A 22,251-nucleotide genomic window follows, 5' to 3' on the forward strand; every position below is an offset into this window, starting at 1 on the left:
TCTAGGTCATAATCTCTCGCCACCTTTAATCTGTGTTAACGATGAAAATTATTAATCAGCTTAAAACCGCCCGGAAACTTTTAAGTCAGGGAAAAATTATTGCGTATCCAACAGAAGCGGTGTATGGCTTGGGTTGTGATCCATTTAATCAATTAGCCGTTGAGCGATTGCTGGCGCTAAAGCAGCGATCGGTTAACAAGGGTTTAATTGTGCTGATTGCCGATTGGACTCAATTGGAACCTTTAGTAGGGTTTGTCCCAGATACCCTGCTAATGAACGTTCGGAAAAGCTGGCCGGGGCCAGTTACGTGGGTGTTTCCTAAATCTAATCTAATTCCTGATTGGCTTTGTGGTGATCATGACACAATAGCGATTCGTATGAGCGCTCATCCTGTTGCTCGGCAATTATGTCTTGCAAGCCCTGTTGTATCGACTAGTGCAAATGTTAGTGGACAGCTTCCTGCTCGTCATTTGAAAAGTTTGTCTTTGCAGTTTCCAGAAGGCGTTGATGCTTTGTTGACTGGCGAGTTAGGTGGAGAAAACCAACCTAGCGCTATTTTTGAGGTATTAAGCGGCCAACGTTTACGATGAGAAATCAGCGTAAACGACAAATAGATACTTTAATTTCGTGACGACCTGCTCTAGGCTCTGTGCACTTATCTTTCGCCAGTTTTTTGCTATGATAAAAGATAAGTGCACAGAGCCTAGGGCTTTAATGATTTGAGTTATTAGGTCTATTCCAATGCAATACACCTCGGGCTATTGTTCCTAAAACGTTAATCGTTTGAGCATTGTTTTCCAATGGATTACCACTTAGTATGCTCATATCTGCGAGCTTTCCGGGAATGAGAGAGCCTTTATCTGCATCAATACCATAAAATTCTGCTGCATTGATAGTAAACATTCGCAAGGCGTCTTCTGTACTTATCCGTTCGTTAATTGCAAAATATTGTGGGCATTTGCGATTTACTGGATAGTTCCATCTTTGTACTTTTCGGGTTGTTAACCAATTCATAATCTGTAAAGGTGTAGGCGGTGCCGACGGTGTTCCAGCATGAACGCTGATACTTCCGAGGATCTTTTTTGCACTGGCTAAAGGATTACTGCGATGTGCGCGTTCAGATCCTAGCCCTTCATAACACATAGATTCTCCCCAATAATAAAGATAGGGACCAAACCAACTTGCTTTTATGCCCATTTGGCGCATGCGATTTAATTGGTCATCTCGGATATATTGTACGTTGAAAATCACAGGTTTTGGTCCATGATTTTGGGAGGTCAGTTGCATTTTCTGGATGATGTTTAATGAAAAGTCTGTGGCGGCATCACCATGACTATCGAATGCTATAGCGAATCCCTTTTTGTTTGCTTGCGACATTGCTTGCTCAATCTTTTTAGGTGATTGTTTAAGAGAGCCATGCCAATTGCGCCCATGAATAGAAGAGGATTGAAAATAAGGCTGAGTTAAGTACGCTGATAAATCTTGCGCCATGCCATCAACCTGGAGCAACAATGGGCCTGAATACAAGCGTGGATTATCTTGAAATATGACATTAAGGCGTTGTTTATCCGCCAGTGTGCTTGGATTATAGATGACGTCAACAGGAAAATGGGGCATCCTCGTTTCATGGTCATAAATTCGTAACCAATCGCCTGGCCCATAGACTTGCGTGATCGTGGTATAGCCTTGGCGGGCGTAATGATTTGCCGCCGTTTTAATGGCTTTGGCAGCTTCATTTGTCGTGATCAAGGTTGATAATAGCTTATTTAATGAGGCACCATGGACCGTGCCATTCGATTCAATGGTCATTGTTTCACCATTGTTTTCATCTTTGATTTTATTGATAGCAGCCTGATTGAGAAGAGCTTTTTCTCCTGAAGCATAAAAGACAATCACCGGAGAGTCGTTTGTAATTTCTTCCAGCAGCGTTCCTGTTAATGGTTCTCCACGGATTCGGCTTTCATCATAACCGCTGAAAATTAGCCACTGTTCCGAGTCTTTTTTATGAGTTTTAATTACCGTTAAAAACTGATCGAGCGTTTTTATGGGCTTCCAGTCACTGCGCTGAAAAACATTCGTGCTTGACAAATCAATCGCATTATTAGCAAGCCATCCATAGAGAACAAATTGAGAATAGGCATCGATAAACCCTGGAGTGACGGTTGTATTTTTTAAATCAATTATTTTTGTATCTTGCCCACGGCAATGGGTGAATAATAGCTTCTCATCACCTACGGCCACGATCCGTTCTTTGGTGACAGCAAGCGCTTTTGCGATTGGCTGTTTGGGATTCAGGGTGAGAAAGGTCGCATTTGTGAAAATTTTGTCTGCATCATGGCAGAGTGTTGCAGAAAACTCAGCTTCATTGGCATATAAGGGAAAAGAATAAAATAGGTTGCTGAATAACAAAATGAAAATCATTAAGAAAAATTGCATGTTTCATGCCTTTATAATTAATGAAACTTAATCAATCGTAACTTAATAGTTTTATTTTGTGCAAAGTTTTTTGATGATAAACTTGCACAGGGATAAAAACGTGAGCAGTCCATGCTCATCTATTGATCCTATTTAAGGAATGTGCCTCTGGAGAAATGGTCTATCAATTGAGTTCATCTTCCTGCACTGTTCAACATTATCTGCATTTTGAAAATATCAAAATGAATCTGAGGAATGCCAATTCACACTGCGTAAAATGGGACATTTTCGATCAATAGTTTTCATTATTAAAAATATCAGTTTTTATATTTTCAATTTCTTTAGGTATCTGATTTTAAGGTTGATCTAAAATTTGCCTTTTAAGATGGCGCCAAGATGAGAGCTTGCCTCTAGAAGTTGCTTATCTGTGAGATATGGTGCTGGCCCTAGGCGCAGCAGGTTATTCCTAAAATCAGTGAAGACCTTACGAGCTAAGAGTTCGGTGAATAGATGATTTGCATAGGGTGAGCGGATGGCTAAAAAGCCTCCTTGACGCTCAGGCGGGATGGGTTCTACATGGGCAATAGCTGGATCCACATCGAGCGTTTCAAAGCTATTTTTCAGCAAGTTAATCTGGTGTTGGTTTATCCTTCTTAACAGCGTTGGTGTCAGTCCCATGCGTTCATGAAAATGAAACACAGTGGCTGCTCGATAATGTGAAGTAGGATCGTATGTAGCACCAGCAAAGCGCTTGGCGCTATCGCCGCAGCTTGGTTTTTTTTTGATTCGAAATGTACCTATGTTTTTCAATTTTGCTGAACCAGCCTGTGAGCACTGGTCTTAATTCACAGTGAGGAGGTATCCGCAAGCAGGCGTTGCCTTCTCCGAGTTGGCAATACTTGTATCCACCACAGGTAACAAATGCATTACCGAGGCCCATTGAGAACAAATCAAACGGTACGACATTTAAGTGATGATATGCGTCGATCAACAAGACAGCTCCGAATTTTGTACATGCTTCTGCTATCATCGCAAGGTTAGGTACGATTTCGGCGTTTTCATAATAGACAGAGGAGATCAATACGCAGGCGGTATGGTTATCAACTGCTGTAGCTATGCGTTCAGCCACTGTCTCTGCTGGTCGCCCCGGGAATTTTACAATCTCTAGACCTTCTTCAGCGAGACGATCGAGCTGATGCTGAATGGAGTAAAACTCAGCATCGGTGGTAATAAGCCGAGACCGTCGGGCAAGCGGAAGTGCAGAAATTAATCTTGCTATGAGTTCGTGCGTGTTTTGTCCCAGTGCAATATCGCCATATGGATCATTCAAGAGCCGTCGATAGCCAGCCCGAACGTATTCTGCTTGTATTTCGGCCTTTTCCCATTTTTCATCGACAAATGTGGCTGCGTCAAGCCAAGCTTGCTGTTGTCCTTTGAAGGAGACATCTGGCCATGCCTGATGAGAGTGTCCAGTGAGAAGCAAGCGCTCTGATACCCGGAATCGAGCGTAATGTGGCGCGAGAGCATTCGGTGTACGAGAGAGGCTTGCGATTGTGATCGGATGTAGATTGGAGTGTTTGGCCATTACTTAATTTTGCTCATAACTGACTTCTAATCATCCATAAATCTGGAAAGAACGGGTCGCTGAGTGTGGTTTTCAGATAGGTAACCCCGGATGATCCACCTGTCCCTGGCCGAGTTCCAATTGTGCGTTCGACCATCTTCATATGGCGGTAACGCCACTCCTCCATACCTTCATCAAGATCGATCAACCATTCGCACAATTCTGCATTCTTTGGATCTTGATGATAAATGTTGATCAAAATCTGCTGAATATCTGTTGATGATTGCACACGCAACGTAACATCGCGCGTTAACTGTTCATTAGGAATTGGATAGCCTTCTTGTCTGAGGTAGTGCAAAAATGCATCCCAAAGACTTGGATCTTGATAACGTCGTATAAGGGTTCTTCGGGCGCGGCTGTTCGCGGGAAAATATTTCATGGCTTTAGCCGATCTTTTGCCGAGTATAAACTCAATTTGCCGAAATTGGTCGGACTGAAACCCGCTGGCTGCCTCCAGCCGTTCTCGAAAGGTCAGGAATTCGAGTGGTGTCATGGTTTCCAGAATATCGATCTGAGCAATCAGTACTTGAAAAATCATGAGAATTCGTTTGAGTGTGTGCTGTGTTCGATGTAAATGCCCATCATACAAAAGGTGGCACGCACGGTCTAATTCGTGGAGTAGCTCCTTAAACCACAACTCATAGACCTGATGAGTGATGATGAAAAGCATTTCATCGTGTTCTGGTCCTGTGGATCTTGGTTGTTGCAATGAGAGCAATGTGTCAATCTTCAGATAGTTGGCATAGGTTAGCGCTTTATTGGCTTTCGTCTTGATTGGTTTGTCGCTCGCCATACGTTATCTTTAGATATATTTTTTTATAACCTAACATATTCTAATGAAATTGTCCTGAAGAAATTAAAGCTGCTTATCAGATTACTATTCGACAAAGTGAGTGAATTTCAATATTGATAAAATTGCCTTTTTGCATTTTTTTTGTGCGATTATTAAGGTTTTTTTAAGATAAAGACTGTATAATAACCTTTTCTTTATACCGGACAAAAATTGAATTTGTCATTCCCGCGCAGGCGGGAAACCATTCCTGATATGGCACAATACCACTACCAGTATGGGTCTCCGCCTGCGCGGAGATGGCAATTGTTCAAGCGAATACAAAATTGTCCCGTACAAAGTAACCTTTTATTTATATTGGACAGAAATACATCGTCTATCGGCCAGAAGATTTCACTTTTTAATTTAATAAATAGGACATCAATCTAGTTTGATGAATTTATAAATCCCTAGATGGTGTTGTGACTACTGAGGCAGCTTGTTTGTGCGGTACAAAGTATTTTGGTCTATAGTTGTCCTGCATACATGCAGAGAAGGAACGTCATGAGTAATAAAAAACATGCGTTGACTGTGTTCAGCCTTACTATGATAACGGTCGGTTCAGTGGATAGCATCCGAAACTTACCTGCCACCGCCCTGTTTGGCAGCCAGTTAATATTCTTTTTCATCTTCGGCGCTATTTTTTTTCTGATTCCTACGGCGTTAGTTTCTGCTGAACTTGCTTCAGGTTGGCCAAGGCAGGGAGGGATCTACATTTGGGTAAGAGAGGCGTTTGGCAAACGAATCGGGTTTCTCGCTATTTGGTTACAATGGATTGAGAATGTCATTTGGTATCCAACGATTCTTTCATTTGTTGCTGGAACGGTCGGTTATTTAATCAATCCTTCGTTGGCTGGTAATCCTTATTTTTTATGGCTGATTATTGTTTGTTCTTTCTGGGGCGTTACTTTTATTAATCTTCGCGGCATGCGCTCTTCCGCCTTATTCAGCAATATCTGCGCTATTTCGGGTTTATTATTACCCATGTCATTAATCATTGGTTTGGGAGCGGCATGGATTGTTGGCGGCAATCCAATGCAAATTCATTTTGCCGTGCAAGATATTGCTCCTCATTGGCAGGACCGTTCCATGTGGGTGTCTTTGACGGCCATCATGATGTCCTTTTGCGGCATTGAAATTGCAACCGTGCACGCCAATGACGTACACAATCCCCAACGTGCTTTTCCCTATGCGCTTATTAATTCTGTGGTGATTATTTTAAGTACCTTGATTTTAGGTTCTTTAGCCATTGCGGTGGTCCTGCCGCAACAAGACATTAACTTGGTTGCAGGCATCATGCAGGCGTTTGATGCCTTTTTTGCCCGTTATCATCTGACATGGTTCATGCCGGTCATTGCGGTGATGTTAGTCTTAGGTGGGCTTGGTGGTGTCAGCAATTGGATTATTGCCCCAACGAAAGGTTTGTTGGTCGCGGCCCGAGATGGTAATTTACCGCCGGTATTTCAACGAGCGAATCAGCACAATGCCCCATTGGTTATGTTGATAGGTCAGGCAGCTATTGTAACAATTTTATCCAGTTTGTTTTTATTTATGCCCAGCGTAAATGGATCTTATTGGCTGTTGACCGCATTGGCAGCGCAACTTTACATGCTAATGTATTTATTGATGTTTGCTGCTGCCATTAAATTGCGGCTTAAGATGCCGCATCATCAAGGAACATTCCGCATTCCTGGAGGGATGATCGGTTTGCTTACGGTTGCAGGCATAGGCATTCTGGGGGCGTTTGTCACCTTAGTAGTGAGTTTTCTGCCTCCCGAGGGCATTAATGTCGGTAGCATCAGTCGCTATGAGTTTACCTTAATTGTAGGATTGATATTGATGTGTCTGCCGCCTTTCATTACTGCAAAATCTCAGATAAATCGTCAAACAGCGCAAGAACTGGCGATGATGGAGTAGGGCGTTATAGGTTTCTAGAATAATCGGCGTGCCTGTAGTGATTCACCTATGGGGGAAGCATCATCGTCAGCTGAAGTAACGTCTGGAAAAAATCTTGGATATCTGGCAGGAGCAACGTATTCCATGATTTGCAGCGTTTTCCCATGGTTGGCGGCAATCAATTTTTCTTGCACGGCAACACTGTCTGATAAGATGAATGTCATTTCCTCAGAAGTGAGTGATAATTCCGACGCTATTTCAAAGTCACCGGATAGTGAAAGGTGGCCGATTTCAATGACGCATGAATCAGACAGCGGTGCTTTCATACTGTTTAAAATGGCTAATGGCCATAGGAGACTTGCTGCATCTGGATGAAAATCGCCGCTTTGGTGGTTTATTTTAGTAATTTGAGTAAAATCTTTAGAAAAGAAAATATTCCCGGCGGCCAGGCAGCTCTCCCGCATTTGTCGATGAGCAGGTACGTAGCGCCCAGGCTTGCCTTCGCGCGCTAACCACAATACATGTTCTTCATCGACGAGATAGCGGACGCTAAATTTTTTATTCCCTTCATCATCATCGAGTTTTTCAAGCTCTGTGATTAGCTCAGACAAGTGTTCTATGGGGTAAAGAGTGTGTTTAGACGTTCGATCCCGGCGTGGTGTTGCAGGTGGGCGTCGAACGGGTGCAAAAGAAATGTCTTCGGTCAGTCTTGCGGTAAAAAGAGCAGATAATTCTTTTAATGTCATCATGTTACTGCTTGATTAAAAGAGGCCTATGCTAGCAAATTCGCAAATTATTGAGAATGATTTTTTAAGTATCCAATGGTGTTTTGTTGCTCTGAGATAACCAATGCTGAGCAATATCCATTCGTCTTGCTATCCAGACGTTCGAAAACGTTTTAATAAATTCTATAAAATGTTTGATTGCCATGCAGTGTCCTGGGCGACCACTTATTCTTGTTTCTTCATATAAACAAGTGAATGCGCATTTAAGATAGGTTAAAAAATCATTGGCCATACTAAAGCCTGGGGTGGTGGTAAATCGGAAGTCGTTACAATCAAGCGTGTATGGAATGATTAAATGGTCGTCTTCAAAATAAGGCAAATCATCAGATTAACTATCTGAATCATAAAGAAATCCCCCCATCTCCAGCAGTAATTGGCGCGTATGTTCACTGCGTCTGCCGCTATACCAACCATGGATGTCTTTTCTGGTTAATTGTTTTATGGTTTGCATACACTTCCGGATGTGTTTTTTTCTTCCTCTTTTGACACAGTGGCATAATCAATCCAGCGCCAGCCATGCCCTGCAATATCATGATTCGTTTCACGTAGGTAATCACAAAAGACGGGATTCAACGTTAAGGCATAGCCAGTTACAAAAAAAGTAACCGGTATATTGTCTTGATCAAATAAACGCATAAGACGCCAAACTCCTGCGCGGCTTCCTTATAATTCACCACAAAATTTATGGCAATTCTAGCTTCATTGGGCCATTGGAGTGGAATGGCGTGCCTGCCGTAACCTACCATATCGCGTTTCATGCTTTATCCTAACTCAAAGGTAGTAATGCCATAAATATGATTTAATTCTATTTGGGGCTGACCTTTTAGATACATGCGTGCGGTTTCAAATACCTTTTTAAATTGATAATGTTGGACTAAATGAATGGCATCGGGATTATTTTCAGGGATATCCAAATAAATGGGCTGGCCATGAGCATGGCTCGCTAAATTCAGAAACAATTTCTGAGCGATGTCAGGCGTATCAGCAAATAAAGGGCCAATTTTGAATCCTTGCTGACAGGATCGGATGACTCCATAACCTTGAAGTTGTTGGTCATTATTAATATAGCCTAGGCTTTTTCCTTGAGGCTGGTTAATCCAACATCGTAAGAAGGTGGGGCGAAAGGCGGGAAAATGACGGCGGTCATAGTGAACTAGATGGTCAAAGTCGATTTGCGTTAAGGGAACAATAGCTTTATTTTTAGTGGCAGAATAAGATGTTTTGCTTTCATAACGAGCGTTATTATGCGCTATTTGATAACCAAGACGGTTGTACTTATCGAGCATATTGGTGACACCATCGATACCGGTATTGCGTTGTCCAATGTAAGTCAATCGCTCTTTGGTTAAAGTCAATCCATAGCCTTGATTGCGATAAGCTTCATCAACAATATAAAATCCACAAAATGCAAACTGATCGTCATAAATGACGGCTGAGCCTGTGGCAATGAGCTTACCATTCAATTTGCCTGCAAAAAAACCGTGTGGGTCGGTCTGGTAAAAACAGTGGCTGTCATAAAGACCCGGGTTCCATCCTTCCTTGGTTGCCCAAGTGATCGCAAGTTGCACCTCTTTTTTAGTCATACGCTCAATGATGTAATTATTCTTCATTTTTTCCTCGTATGTTTTCGTATAGAGCACATTTTAGTACTTATCTTGGCGCCATGTATCCATCAATCAGGCCCCCCTTGGAAAAAACGATTTGCCAAAGCTGCATACTACGGGCGCGAAAGCCGCCGGCGCAGGACAAGAGGTAATAAGTCCACATGCGATAAAAACGTTCATCATATTGGTTTTTTAATTGCTCCCAGTGTTCAACAAAATTCTGATGCCATGCCATTAGCGTGTTATCGTAATACACCCCAAAATTTTGCCAGTCTTCCATGACAAAAAAGGGTTCCGTTGCCGTGGCCGTTTGGATTATGGACGGCAGCATGCCATGAGGGAAAATATATTTTCTTATCCATTCATCCGCAAGAGAGGCCGTTTTATCCACACCGATTGAATGCAATAAAAATAAACCTTGATTGGCAAGTGAACGGTTAATGGCCTGCATAAATTCTTTATAATTTAAGTGACCGACGTGTTCAAACATGCCAATTGAGGCGACACGATCAAAAGGAACGTCCTGAATATCACGATAATCTTGTAGGCGGATATCAACGTCTAAATTTTTACAATGATGTTTTGCAAATTCGTATTGTTGTTCTGAAATGGTAATGCCTACCACACGAACGCCGTAATGTTCGGCGGCATATCTTGCAAGGCCACCCCAACCGCAGCCAATATCTAAAAGACGCATCCCGGGCTTTAACAGCAGTTTCTTACAGATCAAATCCAGTTTGGCAATTTGTGCTTCATCTAAGTTATTGGTTTCTTTGTAATAGCCACAACTGTATACCATGTTTTTGTCCAGCATGGCCTGAAACAAAGAATTCCCAATATTATAATGGCTGACACCTTGTTTTGCTCCTTGTTTATTTTGAAAATTAATGAGTTTTGCCAGCGCATGGGTAAAAAATACGCGAAATGGTATTTTTATTTTTGTGTCTAATTTTGCACGAAAAACGCGATCAAAAAACATGTCCAAGCGTTCACAGTCCCACCATTTATCCATGTAAGCTTCGCCCAAACCAAGTGAGCCTTGCTGGATAAAGCGAGAATACACCTCATTATTATGAATTTGTATATCCCATGGTTGACTGCCATTGATGGTGATGCCAATTGATTCCAGCGTAGATTCAATCTGTTTTTTAGTTGCATTCCTTGTCATGGTCTGGTACTTCCCATATGGTGTTTGAGGTATGATGGATCAAAATTTAGCGCAAAGTATAAGTTTATTAAAGTCTTTTGGTTAAGCTATTTAGGTAGGAAGCACTATGAAACACCGTTGTTTATGGTTAACGGATCTGCATGTTGACCGATTATCCAAACAGGATTATCAACATTTGTTAGGCCGTATTTATAATGCTGCAGCCGATGTAATATGGCTAACCGGTGATATTGGAGACCCGCCTTATAATTGGCGCTTTCTTGCAACGCTTTTAGAGCAAATAAAAACATCCGTTTATTTTGTATTAGGGAATCATGATTTTTATGGATTGCATATTGCTGAAGCCCGTTCCAAGGCGGTTGAACTTATGAGAGATTATCCTAATGCGTATTACTTAACGGCCATGCCACCTTTAATAAGCAATGATGTCTTGTTAGCTGGTGTGGATGGTTGGGCGAATACAGGTAGAATTCCTTTGTTAGAAAGAACATGGGATGGTGATGAAATTCAAGACTGGCGGGGCAACACGTTGGCTTCTTTGCAAGCGCACATGAATCAGGAAGCTAAAAAAGATGCTGAACAATTGATAATAAAATGTCAGCAAGGAATTAATAAGGCCATTAAAAAAATTTATCTGTTAACGCATGTACCGCCTGGACAAGCTTATTGGGAAAATGACTCAGTTAAATCTTGGCAAGCCAAACGTACCGTTTATTATTCGCAGGCTTTGGCAGCAGCACTGGATGAATTAAAAGCTTGCTATCCGGATGTCCTGTTTAATTTGTTTAGCGGGCATTTACATCGGCCGTGTAATTATCGTATTGGCGACCAAGTTCAAGGTTTTGTTGCCGATGCCTATAATCCTAATAAGCCATTTACTTGGATTTCAGTATGAATAATAGAATCGAATCGGTTTTGCAGCTATCTGCAAGATTGCCTGAATTGCTGTGGAAATTAGAGAACTTGGAGCCGTTAAGTTGGAAAACAATTCCCCAAGGTGTGTTTTATTCTTTTCCTGATATTACCTCAAAATCCTGTGTTGAAGAAATTAAGTCTGATCTGGAGCGATTAAAAATCCAGAATAGTGAGAGAAGTGCTCGCTATCTTGCCGAGAAAGTTGCCCGGAAGATTCATATCCTTGTAGCACTATGTTCCAGACACGAACACATGCAATCCATTAAATCAAGCAATCATGTTGGCATCAAAGCGATGAGTACTCACCATCAGTGGCTTGCTTCATTGCAGGATGAAATTGTAACGTTAAATGAACAACAACAGGCACTTGCAACCCGCCTGCTCCAATGTGAGGAATTGCCTGACTTACAAACTACATTGGCTATACAAGCGGCATTAGGAGAAGTTGAACGTCGGCTTACCCTTGCCAGGGAAACGTTGGCTCGTGCCTAAGCTTTATTAAGTTTTCTACCTAATGCTTGATGTTTTGATTTTTGTTTGACAGAACGTGCTTGTTGCAGCACTGTCAAACAGAACCTAATGGAGTAAAAATGGATGTTTAAAAAAATTCTTGTAAGTAATCGTGGTGAAATTGCCTTGCGAATTATTCAGGCTTGCAGAGATATGGATATTGCAGCCGTTGCTATATACAGTGAAGCCGATCGTTATGCGTTGCATGTAAAGCGGGCATCGCACGCGCATTGTCTCAGTAAAAACCCTCTGGATGCTTATTTAAACATCCGGCGCATTATTGAATATGCCAAGGCCACTGGTTGCGAGGCAATTCATCCGGGGTATGGTTTTTTATCAGAAAATCCTGAGTTTGCCGAAGCGTGTCAACAAGCAGGAATCGTTTTTATTGGGCCCTCTTCATCTGTTATTGCCACAATGGGCTCGAAAGTGGAAGCGCGCAAAGTGATGAAGCAAGCCGGTGTTCCTGTGATCCCAGGCAGTGATGGTAATCTTGCAGACCCTGACGAAGCCGTTGCCTGTGCTGAGCGATTGACTTTCCCTGTTATGTTGAAGGCAACGTTTGGTGGTGGAGGACGTGGAATCCGTATTTGTCATAATGCCGAGCAGGTCAGGCAACAATTCATACGTGTGCAATCGGAGGCTGGCAAGGCGTTTGGAGATGCGCATGTATTTATGGAAAAGTTAATCAGTCATCCTCGCCATATTGAAGTGCAAATTCTTGCCGACCACCACGGACAAGCACTGCATTTATTTGAACGCGATTGTTCCATTCAACGGCGTCATCAAAAACTGGTTGAAATTGCGCCGGCTCCACAACTTGATGATAATATTCGAAAAACCCTGTATGGCTATGCCGTTCAGGCTGCAAAATCTGTAGGATATACCAATGCTGGCACTGTAGAATTCATTCTTGATGATCAAAATAATATTTATTTTTTAGAGATGAATACACGTTTACAAGTCGAGCATCCAATTACGGAACAGATTACTGGCGTGGATATTGTCCAAGAGCAAATTCGTATCGCTGCGGGCATGAAACTTAATATGTGTCAGGAAGATATCGTGCGACGGGGCATTGCCATGGAGTTTCGTATTAACGCCGAAGATCCGCAAAATGATTTTTTACCAAGTTTTGGTCGAGTGACGCGTTATTATGTTCCTGGTGGTCCGGGGGTACGTACCGACAGCGCGATTTATACAGGATATAATATTCCGCCTGATTATGATTCTTTATGTACGAAATTAACAGTTTGGGACCTTGATTGGCCAGCAGTACTGCGCCGAGCCAATCGTGCTTTGCGGGAAATGCGTCTATTTGGCGTTAAAACAACCATTCCGTTTTATCTTGAAATGTTAAACTCTCAAGAATTTCAGCAAGGTTTGTTTGATACGGGCTTACTGGAGGCTCATCCGGAGTGGTTGCGTTATTCCAATAAATCTTTACCGACGCAAAAGGCTGCGATTATTGCTGCAACCATTGCTGCTTATTCTGTACAAGATCAAGGCAAAGGGTAATGTAACTGCTTCGCCTCACCCACCGAACGTCTGTATTTGGCTCATCTTGCGCGAAAATCCAACCGTTCACCAAGATTTTGACGTACCCCCTTGAGCTATTATAGGATAATTGTCAATCAATCGAATGCCGCCAATATTGACGGCGGCAAAACGTCTGTTTTGATGGTCTTCAATGTATTCTATTTCAATGCCTAGTTGATTGAGAGCTTTAATTATCTCTTCTTGAGGAAGCGGTTGATGAAAAACATGTGCAAATTGGTCGGCCAGTTTGCGTTGCTCAGAATTTAAGCGGTTATTGCGTGAACTAAAGGCAAGGCCGCTGGTTTCACGAATGATTGGGCAAGGTTTGATTTCAATATCCATAAAAAATGCAGAAACCATGTCGCGAATGAGCTGAAACTGTTGATAGTCTTTCTCGCCAAAATAAGCGCGATGTGGCTTAATAAGATTAAGCAGTTTCATGATGACGGTTAGTACTCCTGTAAAATGACCGGGTCTTTGTCGTCCTTCCATAAGTTGTGTGTGTTGATTTTCTTGGATTTGGTAACGATAACCATCGGCATATATGGCCTGTTCTTCGGGAAGAAGGCAGTAGTCAACGCCCAGGTCGGCTAATAAATCCAAATCCGCTTTTAAAGTGCGGGGATAATGGTTGTAATCATCGGCTTGATTAAATTGGGTTGGATTAACAAAAATGCTGGCGACGGTATAATCGTTTTCTTGTTGACTGATAGCAAAAAGCGAGGCATGTCCGGCATGTAAATTGCCCATGGTGGGCACAAACCCCAATGAGCAATGGCTTGGCAGTTCATGGCGAAAGGCTTGCCACTCATCCAATTGATGAAAAAGATTCATGATGACTTCCTCAAAAGGTGTGTTCAGGCATGGGAAATTCTTTTTGCGTAATATGCTTGGCGTAAGCATTGATGCCATTGAGGAGAACTTCTTTACCTTTGGCAAACTGGTGAACAAAACGCGGTTTAAGTTCTGTTTGCAAACCCAGTAAATCATGCCATACGAGTACCTGACCATCGGTTTCCACACCAGCACCAATGCCAATAGTAGGAATGCCAAGCGATTGGGTAATGTGTTTTGCTGCATGTCCTGGTACACATTCGATAACCACTGCAAAGCAGCCTGCCGTTTCCAGTCTTTTGGCTTGCTGTAATAAATCCATGGCTTGTTCTTCGGCCTTACCCTGAACAACATAGCCGCCAAGTTGATGAATGGATTGTGGGGTAAGACCAATATGGCCCATCACTGGAACACCGGCAGTGACTATCTGTGATACGGTTTGGCAAACGTCTGGATCGGCGCCTTCAATTTTGATGGCATGTGCCCCTGCTTGCATGAGTTTTTTTACGTTGTCCATGGTATCGGACAGTGAAATTCGATGACCAAAGAAGGGGAGATCACTGATTAAAAACTGTTGATGAAGGCCACGAGACACGGCCGCAGTATGCAATAACATCATGTCCATAGTAGCCATAATGGTGCTGTCATGACCATGGACTACCATAGCAACAGAATCGCCTACCAGCACGCAATCAATGTTGGATTCCGCTACGATACAAGCCGAGGGATAATCATAGCAAGTCAGCATGACGATTTTTTCATGCCGCTCTTTTTTTCTTTTAAAATCATGAACTTTCATGATTCCCTCCAGGACAGGAGGGGAGAAATAGCGGTAATTACATGAGATATAGGTACCTGTCGCATGGATCAAGTCCTCCGAAAAATAAAAATAAAAAAGTCATCGCTCAGCAAAAGTCGATGCTTGTACTATCATAGCGAACAGGAATTAAAATGCAAGATGCGTTATAATTTAGCAATTGCTAATAAAATAGCTGCATGCAACGTATTCCAAGGGATTTAGGTACAAAACATCGCTAATACAGGGTTTTCTATGCTGCCAATCGATTATTTAAATATTCCCGGTGAGCATCCTTTTGTAACGGAAGGACAAGCGGGTCCGTTGGAAGGAATGTTCACGGTGCCAGAAAAGATGAGGACGGATTACATTGCTGTCCTTGGGCATCCACATTCCTTGCAGGGCGGTTCGATGAATAATAAAGTCGTTACTACGTTAGCACGGTTATTTAAAGAGCTTGCTGTCCCAAGCATCCGATTTAATTTTCGTGGCGTTGGTCAATCGGCTGGTCTCTACGATCACGGCATTGGAGAAAGTGATGACATGTTGTCTATTGTCCAACAATATAAAGAGCAAGTCTCGCCAGTTAATTTCATTTTTGCTGGCTTTTCTTTTGGTTCTTACGTGGCTTATCGAACAGCAGCACAACATGAACATGCGTTATTGATAACAGTAGCGCCACCCGTGCATCATTACGATTACATGGAATATGATTCTGTTCCGTCTCCTTGGATTTTGGTTCAAGGAGATGACGATGACATTGTGCCATTGCAATTAGTCTTGGATTTTGCTTCGGGAGTGCAGCCTGCCATTTCAGTACTTCGCTTTCCTGAGACAGGACATTTTTTTCATGGCCGTTTACTTGAGCTTAAATCAGAATTGCTGGTGTTGGTCCGCAGGCAGGTTCCGTCTTTATGACTTTAATTGAACAATATAATTCGGCACTGGCGTGCGGTGCGATTACCGACGATCCTGTTCAGCGTCAGATGCTTGAGCACTTTCAGCGACTCGTTGATGAATTGCATGCTGCAAAGCGCTCTTGGTTTCGTTATGGAAAAAAAAAAACATGGCAAGGGATTTATCTTTATGGGCCTGTAGGGGGTGGAAAAACCTATTTAATGGATTTATTTTATCAGGGTGTTGGGATTCAGCAGAAGTCCCGTTTTCATTTTCATCATTTTATGCAACAAGTTGATGCGCAATTACGGCGTTTGCAGGGACATCAAGATCCATTACGAAACATTGCGGCCAATCTTGCTAAATCTACTCGCTTGTTGTGCCTAGATGAATTTTTTGTGCATGATATTGCCGATGCAATGATTTTAGCTGAATTATTGCAGGCACTTTTTAATCATGGCGTGATCTTAGTTGCCACTTCAAATACGGAGCCAGATAATCTTTATTTGAATGGTTTGCAGCGAGTTCGTTTCTTACCTGCTATTGAACTCATCAAAAGCCATTGCCAGGTGTTGGCTCTGCCAGAGAATAGAGACTACCGTCTAGGGCGTGCTCTTTTGCCAGAAACTTATCTTTTTCCATTAAATGACTTAACCAACCAGAAATTACACCGGCAATTCGATGCCACATCCACCAAGATTGTTTCTGAAGGAAAACTAACCATACAAAATCGATTCATTCCTTTTGTAAAATGTAGTGAACATGCGGTCTGGTTTGTCTTTAATGTCATTTGTAATTCACCACGAAGTCAACTGGATTACCTGGAGATAGCCGAACGTTTTGACGTAGTGTTTATCAGTGAAATTCCAAAGCTGGCCCGTGACGACACTGTGAGAGCCATTTTACTCATACATTTTATCGATGTGATGTATGATAAGGGGGTGCGTGTTATCTTTTCGGCAGCAGTGCCAGCCGAACAGTTATACACAGAGGGTGCTGTGCGTCACGATTTTCAACGTACTTTAAGTCGGTTAGAAGAAATGCAGTCTTCGGATTATCTTAGTCGTCATGCTCGCCGGGAAGTCGCAACATTTTAGATTTAAAAACAATCACATTGTATTTGTTTTTATTTTTATGATAATATTTTAACTTAATCGTTTGGACTAAGATAAACAGATGACGGTAAGGTGTTCGCGTAAAATGGCGCTTTATAAGTGGCTCATCTTTTCCTTGATCGTATGTCAATGTATGATGACATTTATGCCATGGATGCAAAAATCATTAAGTAACCTAGAAAAATCTGAGCGTGCTTATACTTCAATGGTGTTTACGCAATGCAAGTCCAATTTAAACGTTACTTTAAAAAACTGCCAAACGATGAATGCATTGCCCTGTTTTATTCCTTCTCCAAATGGTGAGGATTTCTATCCCAATCGTTTGGCAATCGTCGTTCTTTTATCTCTTGGAATTCTTCCTCTGGCACCCTTAAAAAATATATTTAAACCTCCAAGGCCATGAATGGTTGCCTATTGAATTAAAAGGCGGATCTTCTCTTGGCAGAAAACAGAAGAACGAATTCATAAAAAAATCGTTGAGGTTTAAAATGTTATATTTATTAAGAGTGTTTTTAATCAGCACGTTCTGGGTGCTGACAAGTTTATCTTTTGTTGAACGTGTAAATAGTGCGACTATTACGAGTCATAATTATTTTCAGTTTCAAATTCAGCAATACCATACCCAGCGCCAAAACGGACAAACATTGAATGTCTATGTTCGTTATGCGTTGAAGGATGGATTAGAGTTTTCGCAATATCCAGATTATATTCCCATACGGGCAGCAGTGCTTGATTATCTTGAGCCTACGGCAGAGCTTCCTGCTGATGTTTATTGGGAAGTGATTGCTGAGCGGATCGGAAATACGTTGTATGATAATTTCCCCGTCAAAGGGGTGAGTATTCAGTTGCTCGTATTCCCTAATGAACAGGCGCAACCGTATGAGCCCGGATTTCATGGCCCCATTTATACAAAAGGAAAGATCGAACCTTTAAATGTGGATCCACCAGTCTTAGGGGATAGGGTTAATGGATGACTTATTCAAGATAAGTTTTATACGTGTTCAGGTTGCTGAACACGTATTTTTGCATGGATGGTATTTCAGGTTATTTGTACAAATTTTCTTTAAATGAAAATGATTCTCGATAGCGTTTGTGTTATACTGCTTCTTTTTCTTCTATTATGTTCACAAGCATGATAAAAATCTCCGAACTGGTTCAAGGCGATCAAATACGTCTGGTGGATTTTGGCCAAACGGATGCCCTCTATCGTCGTCGCCTCTTATCGTTAGGGATAACGCGTGGTGTTGTGCTCAAAATAATAAGAATTGCTCCTTTAGGTTGCCCTTTGCAAGTTGAAGTGCGTGGCACATCACTAACCTTACGCAAAGAAGAAGCCTGCCATTTAATTTGGGAGCGTTTATGACTCATGTGATGTTGATTGGTAATCCTAATTGTGGAAAAACAACTTTATTTAATGCCTTAACCGGAAATAATCAACGCATTGGCAATTGGCCGGGGGTTACGGTTGAGAAAAAAACGGGGCAGTTTGACGTTGATTCGGAGAAAGTGCTTGTAACCGATTTGCCAGGAATTTATTCACTCGTGTCTTCCGTAACTGGTTCAAGTCAGGATGAACAAATTACCGCTCGAAACGTTGCTGCGGCTGACATGGACATCATCATTAATGTCATTGATGCGTGTCATCTAGAAAGACACTTATATTTAACCAGTCAATTATTAGAGTTAGGCAAACCCATCATCATTGCACTTAATATGATGGATATCGCATATCAACGCGGGATTACCATTGATTCCAAGGCGTTGTCGCAGCGACTTGGCTGTCCTGTGATTGAATTACAAGCGCATCGTCAATTAGGGGTTGAGGCGTTAAAGCATGCCATATCGGCAACACCAAATCCGGTACGCCCTTTGGCGTTATCACTGCCCTCCGCTGTTTCTAAGGCGCTGGCAGCGTTTGAAAAAATATTATTATCTCAAGGCAATCAGCCAGCGATGGCTTATTACTTAGCCCGCCGTTTTTTGGAGGGCGATACCTTATTGCTTGCATCTCATTCTTTTGCCGCAGACTCAATAAACGATATAGACGTGCTGCTGGCCGATGCTCGTTATCAGACGGTTCATCACATTGTTTCGCAGGTGCAGCGCAAAAAATCCGATGCCAGTGAACATTTAACGGATAAGATTGATAGGATCGTCTTACATCGTGTTTGGGCGCTGCCCATTTTTTTTGCTGTGATGTATTTAATGTTTTTATTTGCCATTAATGTAGGCGGTGCATTTCAAGATTTTTTTGATATCACCACTGATACCTTGTTTGTGCAGGGGACAACATGGCTGTTGCAACAGCTTCATGCATCTGCCTGGGTGATTGCTTTGTTGGCAAACGGAGTTGGCAAAGGAATCAATACGACATTGACCTTCATCCCTGTCATCGCCGCCATGTTCTTCTTTCTTTCACTGTTGGAGTTATCTGGGTATATGGCAAGGGCTGCCTTTGTGGTTGATAAGATCATGCGGATTTTGGGATTGCCTGGTAAGTCATTTGTGCCCATGATCGTTGGGTTTGGATGTAACGTTCCAGCCATTATGGCAGCCCGTACGCTGGATTCGGAACGTGATCGTTTGTTGACAATCTTAATGAGTCCTTTTATGTCCTGTAGTGCCCGTTTGGCCATCTATGCCATTTTTGTGGCTGCTTTTTTTCCAAGCGGTGGTCAAAATGTTGTGTTTTCCCTTTACCTGATAGGGATTCTCATGGCGGTATTGACGGGATTTCTCTTACGTAAAACCATGCTTCATGGAAAGACGTCCCCGTTGATTCTTGAGTTACCTGCCTATCACAAACCTTCTTTGCGTCGCATGTTTAAAGAAACTTCACTGCGTTTGCGTCATTTTGTTGTCCGTGCAGGCAAAATGATTATACCGGTTTGCGTGATTCTTGGCGGCTTAAATGCGTTAACGATGCATGGTGGGATAAGCAGTGCCGAGGCAAGCAACGAATCTGTTTTGTCATGGCTTGGACAATACTTAACACCGATATTTTCTCCCATGGGGCTTCATCAAGAGAATTGGCCGGCGACGGTTGGATTGCTGACTGGCATGCTCGCCAAGGAAGTTGTGGTGGGGTCGTTAAATACACTTTACGGACAAATGACAGCGATTGCTCATGCTACCGGCAGTGATTTTGACTTCTGGGGGTCTATACAAACCGCTCTTTGGTCTGTTCCACACAATCTTGCACAACTTGGCGAGGCATTATTAAATCCCATTGTTGCCAGTGCCCCCGATGGAGAATTATCGCAATCCGTTTATGGCATGATGTATCAGCAATTTGATGGTAAAGCCGGTGCTTATGCCTACTTGCTCTTTATTCTTCTATATATTCCCTGTGTGTCTACCATGGCGGTTATTCGTCAGGAAGCAAATCGTAAGTGGATGTGGTTTTCCATCACCTGGTCTTTTCTTATTGCTTATGCCAGTGCTGTGTTGTTTTATCAAGTTGCAACGTTTATGCAACATCCTCAGCAAACCATGATTGCTCTTGGATGCATAATATGTTTAATCTTTTTTGTTGTCTTTATGATGCGCCTAAGTGTGGTTTATAGGGGAGTTAACCATGTTACTGCAAATTCGTGAGTTTATTACTCGGGAAAAAGTAGTCAGCATACAACAGTTGGCTCGGGCATTTCACCTTGATGAGCAGGCTTTGCAGCCCATGCTAACGATATGGGTTAATAAGGGGGTCATTCGGCCATGCCAAGGAAAAGCTGGCTGTCAGAGCAGTTGTTTTCGTTGTAATAGCAACGCCCCTATATTTTATCAGCTTGTATAAATACATCATTCTAGAATTTCTTGAGAAATTAATTTAGGTTTGCTTTGAGCATGACTGTTTTTCAGCAGGCGTTCTTTAGGAAGCTGACGCCATTCTAACGGTCGAATTTCTCCCATGCGAACACTATAGGCATATGGTTCGCTTATAGCAAGCAATATCTTATGCATACTTTGTATGACTGTTTCATTTAAAGAAGTTTCCGTATCGGTTACCAGAATGAGTTTATCTCCTCTTGAATCACGGCAAAAGAACCAGTGAGTTTCCATTTCCAAATTCACTTGTTGGAGCATGCAGCGTAGTTCTTGTTCTGAGATGGTACATACATCCAAGCGAATTTGTGCTGATTTATAGCAGAATTCAAGACGAGGGGCGCGATTATAAAAGCCCGTGCATTTAACAATATCTTTCAATTGATAACGAACAAACCCCATGGCTGTTGTTAAAAATATCTCATATTGTTTGCCTTGTTTTAATTCCCAACTTTGTAACAAGTGTTCTTTTTTGATGTCTTTGCCTTCTTCAATAAATTCCACAATATGAGCACCAGGATGCAAGATTCCACCGCGATGTTCTGTCTCGATTGGAACCGTCATCCAGCCTTCCGTCGCAGAATAGGCCCCATCAACGAGGGTAATGTGATTACCCATTTGCTCTACCAATCGGTACGCAAATGGTTGACAAGGTCCTGCTATCCAGCATCCTGAAAGGGTTAGCGTAGGCCAAAGTGTCTGATAAGAAAGAGAATTGTAATTAAGATGGCGCAAGTATTCTTGACGTTTTTTGCTGATTTTTAATGAGGGCAAATGAGCAGGTAACGATTTTTGCCCTAGCAAATAAGGAAGGTAAAATGCAAGGTTTTCAGAACAGCGCGTATAAAAGGCTTCGATAGCCATGGGGGTTATCGCAAATAAAGCACTTAAATCATGAGCCAATGCATACAATGGTGCCCATTGATGAAAGGTGACAGAATCGGCAAATACTTCTGATGGCAAAGCATAAAATGATTTTATTAAGGGTGGCAGACGATGATAATTGAAGTGACTGATGAATCCCATAGGCACCCCGGCTGGTGAAACTTCCTCTGTACTATAAGCGGCTAGATACAAGATTTTATGGTTTAAAAAATCAGGAAATCGCTTGATGAGACTATGAAAGAAAGGTGTCATGGTGCGCTGAAACTGTCTTTGAAAAGACGTTGTGATGGGAAAATATTTTCGTTTGCCACTGGTGGCTGATGTTTCTGCCCAATAAATGATCTCTTCATTATTGAATGGCTGTTTTGTTGAATGCAGGGCGGCAATGAGCGATGATTCATAGTCGTTATAGGTTGTTATAGCAAACGAATCTAATGATTGCGTCTTATTAAAATGAGACGATTGTCGCCAAAAAGAGGTTTGCTGAATCAAGGGCAATATTTCTTTATTCCACAATCGATTTTTGGCGTGTTCTGGATGACAGGTGTCGTTGATAAAGGCATGATATTTTTTCCAAGTTGCAGCTGCAACGATGATTCTTTTCCAATTCATGGCAA

Annotated in this window: 25 protein-coding genes; 12 read left to right on the forward strand and 13 right to left on the reverse strand. The window is 42.2% G+C overall.

What is annotated here, in order from left to right; all coding sequences use genetic code 11:
- The first annotated feature begins 41 nt into the window (after positions 1-41).
- Positions 42-590, forward strand: a complete 549-nt coding sequence (gene tsaC / locus E1O52_RS08505; RefSeq protein WP_133128291.1) for an L-threonylcarbamoyladenylate synthase type 1 TsaC — start codon at positions 42-44, stop codon at positions 588-590.
- A 121-nt stretch (positions 591-711) separates the two neighbouring features.
- Here tsaC and E1O52_RS08510 read toward each other — a convergent pair whose 3' ends face one another.
- The 4 genes from E1O52_RS08510 to E1O52_RS08520 all read right to left on the reverse strand — a co-directional run bounded on the left by E1O52_RS08510 (position 712) and on the right by E1O52_RS08520 (position 4,832).
- Positions 712-2,436, reverse strand: a complete 1,725-nt coding sequence (locus E1O52_RS08510; protein WP_133128292.1) for an amidohydrolase — start codon at positions 2,434-2,436, stop codon at positions 712-714.
- Between the two features lie 345 nt (positions 2,437-2,781).
- Positions 2,782-3,114 carry a kynureninase/PvdN C-terminal domain-containing protein gene (locus E1O52_RS13285; RefSeq protein ID WP_207384194.1) on the reverse strand — a complete coding sequence of 111 codons (333 nt, stop codon included), beginning with the start codon at positions 3,112-3,114 and terminating at the stop codon, positions 2,782-2,784.
- A gap of 58 nt (positions 3,115-3,172) precedes the next feature.
- Positions 3,173-4,000, reverse strand: coding sequence for an aminotransferase class V-fold PLP-dependent enzyme (locus E1O52_RS08515; protein WP_207384195.1), 828 nt, complete (start codon positions 3,998-4,000; stop codon positions 3,173-3,175).
- A gap of 13 nt (positions 4,001-4,013) precedes the next feature.
- Entirely contained in the window at positions 4,014-4,832 is an 819-nt protein-coding gene (locus tag E1O52_RS08520) for a tryptophan 2,3-dioxygenase (RefSeq protein WP_133128293.1), read from the reverse strand.
- Between the two features lie 540 nt (positions 4,833-5,372).
- On the opposite strand from E1O52_RS08520, the gene E1O52_RS08525 reads away from it, so the two are divergent.
- On the forward strand, positions 5,373-6,785 hold the full coding sequence (locus tag E1O52_RS08525; protein WP_133128294.1) for an APC family permease: 1,413 nt from the start codon (positions 5,373-5,375) through the stop codon (positions 6,783-6,785).
- Positions 6,786-6,799: 14 nt separating this feature from the next.
- Here E1O52_RS08525 and E1O52_RS08530 read toward each other — a convergent pair whose 3' ends face one another.
- From E1O52_RS08530 to cfa, 6 genes are all read right to left on the reverse strand, one after another.
- Entirely contained in the window at positions 6,800-7,513 is a 714-nt protein-coding gene (locus E1O52_RS08530; protein ID WP_133128295.1) for a hypothetical protein, read from the reverse strand.
- Positions 7,514-7,574: 61 nt separating this feature from the next.
- Positions 7,575-7,781: a polysaccharide deacetylase family protein gene (locus tag E1O52_RS13355; protein ID WP_242602212.1), complete on the reverse strand. Its 207-nt coding sequence runs from the start codon at positions 7,779-7,781 to the stop codon at positions 7,575-7,577.
- Between the two features lie 96 nt (positions 7,782-7,877).
- On the reverse strand, positions 7,878-8,000 hold the full coding sequence (locus E1O52_RS13400) for a hypothetical protein (protein WP_278043948.1): 123 nt from the start codon (positions 7,998-8,000) through the stop codon (positions 7,878-7,880).
- On the reverse strand, positions 7,988-8,185 hold the full coding sequence (locus E1O52_RS13360; RefSeq protein WP_242602213.1) for a polysaccharide deacetylase family protein: 198 nt from the start codon (positions 8,183-8,185) through the stop codon (positions 7,988-7,990). The genes E1O52_RS13400 and E1O52_RS13360 overlap by 13 nt, the downstream gene beginning before the upstream one ends.
- A 125-nt stretch (positions 8,186-8,310) precedes the next feature.
- The gene (locus tag E1O52_RS08540) at positions 8,311-9,159 is read right to left on the reverse strand and encodes a GNAT family N-acetyltransferase (RefSeq protein WP_133128296.1); all 849 of its coding nucleotides are present in this window, start codon (positions 9,157-9,159) and stop codon (positions 8,311-8,313) included.
- 40 nt (positions 9,160-9,199) lie between these two features.
- Positions 9,200-10,321, reverse strand: coding sequence for a cyclopropane fatty acyl phospholipid synthase (cfa, locus tag E1O52_RS08545; RefSeq protein WP_133128297.1), 1,122 nt, complete (start codon positions 10,319-10,321; stop codon positions 9,200-9,202).
- 106 nt (positions 10,322-10,427) lie between these two features.
- Between cfa and E1O52_RS08550 the strand changes: the two genes are divergently transcribed.
- From E1O52_RS08550 to E1O52_RS08560, 3 genes are all read left to right on the forward strand, one after another.
- The gene (locus E1O52_RS08550; protein WP_133128298.1) at positions 10,428-11,216 is read left to right on the forward strand and encodes a metallophosphoesterase family protein; all 789 of its coding nucleotides are present in this window, start codon (positions 10,428-10,430) and stop codon (positions 11,214-11,216) included.
- Positions 11,213-11,728: a hypothetical protein gene (locus tag E1O52_RS08555; RefSeq protein ID WP_133128299.1), complete on the forward strand. Its 516-nt coding sequence runs from the start codon at positions 11,213-11,215 to the stop codon at positions 11,726-11,728. Before E1O52_RS08550 ends, E1O52_RS08555 begins: the two co-directional genes overlap by 4 nt.
- Positions 11,729-11,830: 102 nt before the next feature.
- The gene (locus E1O52_RS08560; protein ID WP_133128300.1) at positions 11,831-13,264 is read left to right on the forward strand and encodes an acetyl-CoA carboxylase biotin carboxylase subunit; all 1,434 of its coding nucleotides are present in this window, start codon (positions 11,831-11,833) and stop codon (positions 13,262-13,264) included.
- Positions 13,265-13,330: 66 nt separating this feature from the next.
- Here the strand turns inward: E1O52_RS08560 and panC are convergent, their stop codons facing one another.
- Positions 13,331-14,119 (reverse strand): pantoate--beta-alanine ligase, encoded by a 789-nt coding sequence (gene panC, locus E1O52_RS08565; protein ID WP_133128301.1) that lies wholly within the window; start codon positions 14,117-14,119, stop codon positions 13,331-13,333.
- 10 nt (positions 14,120-14,129) lie between these two features.
- Entirely contained in the window at positions 14,130-14,918 is a 789-nt protein-coding gene (gene panB, locus E1O52_RS08570; protein ID WP_133128302.1) for a 3-methyl-2-oxobutanoate hydroxymethyltransferase, read from the reverse strand.
- Between the two features lie 252 nt (positions 14,919-15,170).
- Between panB and E1O52_RS08575 the strand changes: the two genes are divergently transcribed.
- The 7 genes from E1O52_RS08575 (at position 15,171) to E1O52_RS08605 (ending at position 20,720) form a co-directional block, all read left to right on the forward strand.
- Positions 15,171-15,833 (forward strand): alpha/beta hydrolase, encoded by a 663-nt coding sequence (locus E1O52_RS08575; RefSeq protein WP_133128303.1) that lies wholly within the window; start codon positions 15,171-15,173, stop codon positions 15,831-15,833.
- A complete protein-coding gene (gene zapE / locus E1O52_RS08580) occupies positions 15,830-16,909 on the forward strand; it encodes a cell division protein ZapE (protein WP_133128304.1) in 1,080 nt (359 codons plus the stop codon). The genes E1O52_RS08575 and zapE overlap by 4 nt, the downstream gene beginning before the upstream one ends.
- A 163-nt stretch (positions 16,910-17,072) precedes the next feature.
- Complete coding sequence (locus tag E1O52_RS08585) at positions 17,073-17,330, forward strand: hypothetical protein (RefSeq protein WP_133128305.1); 258 nt, start codon at positions 17,073-17,075, stop codon at positions 17,328-17,330.
- 85 nt (positions 17,331-17,415) lie between these two features.
- Positions 17,416-17,901 carry a hypothetical protein gene (locus E1O52_RS08590; RefSeq protein ID WP_133128306.1) on the forward strand — a complete coding sequence of 162 codons (486 nt, stop codon included), beginning with the start codon at positions 17,416-17,418 and terminating at the stop codon, positions 17,899-17,901.
- 161 nt (positions 17,902-18,062) lie between these two features.
- Complete coding sequence (locus E1O52_RS08595) at positions 18,063-18,290, forward strand: FeoA domain-containing protein (RefSeq protein ID WP_133128370.1); 228 nt, start codon at positions 18,063-18,065, stop codon at positions 18,288-18,290.
- Complete coding sequence (feoB, locus tag E1O52_RS08600) at positions 18,287-20,524, forward strand: Fe(2+) transporter permease subunit FeoB (RefSeq protein ID WP_133128307.1); 2,238 nt, start codon at positions 18,287-18,289, stop codon at positions 20,522-20,524. The genes E1O52_RS08595 and feoB overlap by 4 nt, the downstream gene beginning before the upstream one ends.
- The gene (locus E1O52_RS08605) at positions 20,505-20,720 is read left to right on the forward strand and encodes a FeoC-like transcriptional regulator (protein WP_133128308.1); all 216 of its coding nucleotides are present in this window, start codon (positions 20,505-20,507) and stop codon (positions 20,718-20,720) included. Before feoB ends, E1O52_RS08605 begins: the two co-directional genes overlap by 20 nt.
- Before the next feature lie 5 nt (positions 20,721-20,725).
- Here the strand turns inward: E1O52_RS08605 and E1O52_RS08610 are convergent, their stop codons facing one another.
- A complete protein-coding gene (locus E1O52_RS08610; protein WP_133128309.1) occupies positions 20,726-22,246 on the reverse strand; it encodes a GH3 family acyl-acid amido synthetase in 1,521 nt (506 codons plus the stop codon).
- Between the last annotated feature and the right edge of the window lie 5 nt (positions 22,247-22,251).

It is taken from the genome of Legionella nagasakiensis, from assembly GCF_900639915.1.
Classification (GTDB): Bacteria; Pseudomonadota; Gammaproteobacteria; order Legionellales; family Legionellaceae; genus Legionella_A; species Legionella_A nagasakiensis.

Excerpts from the sequence above, each read along its gene's own strand:
- tsaC (WP_133128291.1), top strand. The coding sequence starts at position 42 with ATGAAAATTATTAATCAGCTTAAAACCGCCCGGAAACTTTTAAGTCAG.
- E1O52_RS08510 (WP_133128292.1), bottom strand. The coding sequence starts at position 2,436 with ATGCAATTTTTCTTAATGATTTTCATTTTGTTATTCAGCAACCTATTT.
- E1O52_RS08515 (WP_207384195.1), bottom strand. The coding sequence starts at position 4,000 with ATGGCCAAACACTCCAATCTACATCCGATCACAATCGCAAGCCTCTCT.
- E1O52_RS08520 (WP_133128293.1), bottom strand. The coding sequence starts at position 4,832 with ATGGCGAGCGACAAACCAATCAAGACGAAAGCCAATAAAGCGCTAACC.
- E1O52_RS08525 (WP_133128294.1), top strand. The coding sequence starts at position 5,373 with ATGAGTAATAAAAAACATGCGTTGACTGTGTTCAGCCTTACTATGATA.
- E1O52_RS08530 (WP_133128295.1), bottom strand. The coding sequence starts at position 7,513 with ATGATGACATTAAAAGAATTATCTGCTCTTTTTACCGCAAGACTGACC.
- E1O52_RS13355 (WP_242602212.1), bottom strand. The coding sequence starts at position 7,781 with ATGGCCAATGATTTTTTAACCTATCTTAAATGCGCATTCACTTGTTTA.
- E1O52_RS13400 (WP_278043948.1), bottom strand. The coding sequence starts at position 8,000 with ATGCAAACCATAAAACAATTAACCAGAAAAGACATCCATGGTTGGTAT.
- E1O52_RS13360 (WP_242602213.1), bottom strand. The coding sequence starts at position 8,185 with ATGCGTTTATTTGATCAAGACAATATACCGGTTACTTTTTTTGTAACT.
- E1O52_RS08540 (WP_133128296.1), bottom strand. The coding sequence starts at position 9,159 with ATGAAGAATAATTACATCATTGAGCGTATGACTAAAAAAGAGGTGCAA.
- cfa (WP_133128297.1), bottom strand. The coding sequence starts at position 10,321 with ATGACAAGGAATGCAACTAAAAAACAGATTGAATCTACGCTGGAATCA.
- E1O52_RS08550 (WP_133128298.1), top strand. The coding sequence starts at position 10,428 with ATGAAACACCGTTGTTTATGGTTAACGGATCTGCATGTTGACCGATTA.
- E1O52_RS08555 (WP_133128299.1), top strand. The coding sequence starts at position 11,213 with ATGAATAATAGAATCGAATCGGTTTTGCAGCTATCTGCAAGATTGCCT.
- E1O52_RS08560 (WP_133128300.1), top strand. The coding sequence starts at position 11,831 with ATGTTTAAAAAAATTCTTGTAAGTAATCGTGGTGAAATTGCCTTGCGA.
- panC (WP_133128301.1), bottom strand. The coding sequence starts at position 14,119 with ATGAATCTTTTTCATCAATTGGATGAGTGGCAAGCCTTTCGCCATGAA.
- panB (WP_133128302.1), bottom strand. The coding sequence starts at position 14,918 with ATGAAAGTTCATGATTTTAAAAGAAAAAAAGAGCGGCATGAAAAAATC.
- E1O52_RS08575 (WP_133128303.1), top strand. The coding sequence starts at position 15,171 with ATGCTGCCAATCGATTATTTAAATATTCCCGGTGAGCATCCTTTTGTA.
- zapE (WP_133128304.1), top strand. The coding sequence starts at position 15,830 with ATGACTTTAATTGAACAATATAATTCGGCACTGGCGTGCGGTGCGATT.
- E1O52_RS08585 (WP_133128305.1), top strand. The coding sequence starts at position 17,073 with ATGCCATGGATGCAAAAATCATTAAGTAACCTAGAAAAATCTGAGCGT.
- E1O52_RS08590 (WP_133128306.1), top strand. The coding sequence starts at position 17,416 with ATGTTATATTTATTAAGAGTGTTTTTAATCAGCACGTTCTGGGTGCTG.
- feoB (WP_133128307.1), top strand. The coding sequence starts at position 18,287 with ATGACTCATGTGATGTTGATTGGTAATCCTAATTGTGGAAAAACAACT.
- E1O52_RS08605 (WP_133128308.1), top strand. The coding sequence starts at position 20,505 with ATGTTACTGCAAATTCGTGAGTTTATTACTCGGGAAAAAGTAGTCAGC.
- E1O52_RS08610 (WP_133128309.1), bottom strand. The coding sequence starts at position 22,246 with ATGAATTGGAAAAGAATCATCGTTGCAGCTGCAACTTGGAAAAAATAT.